The organism is Mesorhizobium sp. M2C.T.Ca.TU.002.02.1.1, from assembly GCF_003997225.1.
Map to the genome: position 1 here is coordinate 1 of NZ_RZTO01000903.1, position 2331 is coordinate 2331.

The 2331-nt window shown below is 64.8% G+C and carries 4 protein-coding genes and 1 pseudogene; 4 read left to right on the plus strand and 1 reads right to left on the minus strand.

All coding sequences use genetic code 11. The annotated features are described in order from the left end of the window. Positions 1 to 126 (plus strand): annotated as a pseudogene (locus tag EOD07_RS38770) (VOC family protein); the annotation flags it as partial. On the opposite strand, the gene EOD07_RS31200 reads toward EOD07_RS38770, so the two are convergent. Then, positions 119 to 634 (minus strand): GNAT family N-acetyltransferase, encoded by a 516-nt coding sequence (locus EOD07_RS31200; protein WP_127238023.1) that lies wholly within the window; start codon positions 632 to 634, stop codon positions 119 to 121. The pseudogene EOD07_RS38770 and the gene EOD07_RS31200 overlap by 8 nt on opposite strands. Before the next feature lie 216 nt (positions 635 to 850). Here EOD07_RS31200 and EOD07_RS31205 point away from each other — a divergent pair, with 216 nt between their 5' ends. The 3 genes from EOD07_RS31205 to lepB form a co-directional block, all read left to right on the plus strand. Further along, complete coding sequence (locus EOD07_RS31205) at positions 851 to 1438, plus strand: DUF2062 domain-containing protein (protein ID WP_073987139.1); 588 nt, start codon at positions 851 to 853, stop codon at positions 1436 to 1438. After that, the gene (gene acpS / locus EOD07_RS31210) at positions 1435 to 1848 is read left to right on the plus strand and encodes a holo-ACP synthase (RefSeq protein ID WP_127238024.1); all 414 of its coding nucleotides are present in this window, start codon (positions 1435 to 1437) and stop codon (positions 1846 to 1848) included. The genes EOD07_RS31205 and acpS overlap by 4 nt, the downstream gene beginning before the upstream one ends. Before the next feature lie 79 nt (positions 1849 to 1927). Next, a partial coding sequence (lepB, locus tag EOD07_RS31215) for a signal peptidase I (RefSeq protein ID WP_127238025.1) occupies positions 1928 to 2331 on the plus strand: 404 nt, incomplete at its 3' end.

The window sequence follows — 2331 nt, forward strand, 5'->3', positions numbered from 1 at the left end:
GCCTATGGCGTGGCGATCGAAGTCGGCCCGGTCCGGCGCATCGGCGCGCGCGGCCCGATGATGTCGGTCTATTTCCGCGATCCGGACGGCAACCTGGTCGAGGTCAGCGAGTATCCGCTCACCTGAGATCGAGCTGCATGGCGCAGCGCTGGTCCGAAGCCATGCCGTGCTCGGCCTCGTCGCTGAGCAGGCTGGCCAGCCGTCCGTCGATCTCGGCATCTTCCAGAATGCGAAATCCGAACTTGCGGTAGAAGGGCGCGTTCCAGGCGACGGCGCGAAACGTGGTCAGCGTCACCGCGGCCAGGCCGCGCCGCCTGGCGTCCGCGACCGCTCGCTCGAGCAGCGCGCGGCCGATGCCCTGGCCCTGCCGATCGAGGCCCACATCCAACTCCCAGACATGCAGCGCGTCGCCCTCGATCCCGGCGCTGAGAAAGCCGATCGGCCGGTCCTCTTCGTCGGCGGCAATCCAGCATGCGCCTCCCGCGATCAGCGCGCGGTGCCGCTCGACGCTGACATTGTCGCCGTCGGCGAGCCACGCCAGTTCCGCTATGGCGCGGAACGCCAATCCAGCGGACTGTTCGATCCGCGGCAGTGCCTCGGCGTCCTCGGCCCGCGCCGGTCGAATGGTGATCATTTGGCTCGCATCCCGGTTGTCTTCCTCAGTTTCGCCAGAATGACGGCCTTGTTACAGCCTGCGGCAGACCATCGCGGCGGCGTTTCGTTGTTGCGCGGTTCGGTCGTCGCTATATCAAAGTCTTGTTGCCTTTCTGCGCCCTCGAAGCGCAAGATATGTTTGGCGCGACCCGGTGGTGGCAGGGGCAGCGCATGTTGGACCGGGAACTGGAACAGAGTGCTTTTTCGACGCCGAGAGCCTGATGGCCTCCTGGAGCGGGTGCGTACTTATCTATGGCCGCGCCGCTCGTTCTCACGTTCCGTGCAGTATTTCTCCAAACGCATCCTGCGGCTGAAGGCGACGCCGCATTCGGTCGCCGCCGGCGTCGCCGCGGGCGTTTTTGCTTCCTTCTTCCCGCTTGGCTTCCACTTCATCGTCGCGGCCGTGCTGTGCTGGATCATCGCCGGCAATCTGGTTGCGGCTGCGCTCGGCGCCGTGTTCTTCGGCAATCCGCTGACCTTTCCGCTTTTGTGGGGCGCGTCCTGGGAAACCGGCAAGCTGCTGCTGCACGAACATCTGCCGAAGCACGGGCCGCCCGAGCATCTGGGCGAAATGATGCACAAGCTTTCCTTCGCCAAGCTCTGGCACCCCGTTCTTGAACCGATGCTGATCGGTGCGGTGCCGCTCGGCCTGGTCTTTGGGCTCGTCTTCTACGCCATCACCCGCTGGGGCATGACCGTGTTTCGCGAGCAGCGCAGGAAGCGCATGGCCGAGCGTGCCGAGAAGAAGGCAGGGCAGGGCGGACGGGAAGTGCCGGCGCAATGATCATCGGCATCGGCAGCGACCTGACCGACATCAGACGCATCGAGAAATCGCTGGAGCGGCACGGCCAGCGCTTCGTCCAGCGCATCTACACCGAGGTGGAACAGGCCAAGTCGGAAAAGCGCGCCGCCCGCGCGGCTTCCTATGCCAAGCGCTTCGCCGCCAAGGAGGCCTGCGCCAAGGCGCTGGGCACCGGCATGGCCGAGGGCGTGTTCTGGCGCGACATGGGCGTGGTCAACCTGCCGAGCGGCGCGCCGACCATGGCGCTGACCGGCGGCGCCGCGGCCAGGCTGGAGAAAATCCTGCCGAAAGGCCACCGCGCGCTGATCCATCTCACCATCACCGACGATTTCCCGCTTGCTCAAGCCTTTGTGATCATCGAGGCAGTGCCCGCCGAACAAGCGCCACATTGATTCCATCTGACCACGAGCGGCATGACGTTGCTCAGCGCGCGCCGAGACTCTATACCAACATCGCACAATCGAGGACGACATGAGCGTGGCTGAAAAATCGCAGAAGAAATCCGGCGGACTTGGTGAAACCGTCTCCGTCATCATCCAGGCTCTGCTGCTCGCGCTCGTCATCCGCACGCTGCTCTTCCAGCCCTTCTCCATTCCGTCGGGCTCGATGCGGCCGACGCTGCTCGAGGGCGACTATCTCTTCGTCACCAAATGGGCCTATGGCTATTCGCGTTACTCGCTGCCGTTTGGCCCCGATCTCTTCTCGGGCCGCATCTGGGGTTCGGAGCCCAAGCGCGGCGACGTGGTGGTGTTCAAGTTCCCGCCGGACCCGTCGGTCGACTACATCAAGCGCGTCGTCGGCCTGCCCGGCGACAAGATCCAGATGAAGGACGGTCAGCTCTTCATCAATGACGTCGGCGTGCCGCGCGTGAAGAC